Raw genomic sequence first — 284 nt, forward strand, 5'->3', positions numbered from 1 at the left:
GGATTAGTGTTCCTAAGTGAACAACGAGAGGACCTGTCAGTAACGTACCCATTGTGCTAAAAGAAGATGTATCTACGATGTCTTCAGGGAATATCCCTGTCCAAATTAAAATAAGAAAGCCCATTATGGCAATAAGCAGCATTGGCACGCGTGCTCGTGTTAAGATGGAAACAATTTCGCCAATCGCTATTAATGCAAGCACTAACATGGCTGCATATACTGGTTCGTTAATAGTCATATAAATCCTCCTAAAGTTCATGTCATGGCGAGTAATAATACAAAGT

The 284-nt window shown here is 39.8% G+C and carries 1 protein-coding gene; it reads right to left on the minus strand.

Annotation, left to right across the window (positions count from 1 at the left end):
• Positions 1-238, minus strand: a 238-nt coding sequence (locus EOC06_RS38910) for a hypothetical protein (protein ID WP_206631430.1), incomplete at its 3' end; no start/stop codon positions are given.
• Positions 239-284 lie beyond the last annotated feature (46 nt).

This window comes from Mesorhizobium sp. M7A.F.Ca.MR.362.00.0.0 (assembly GCF_004023175.1).
GTDB lineage: Bacteria > Pseudomonadota > Alphaproteobacteria > Rhizobiales > Rhizobiaceae > Mesorhizobium.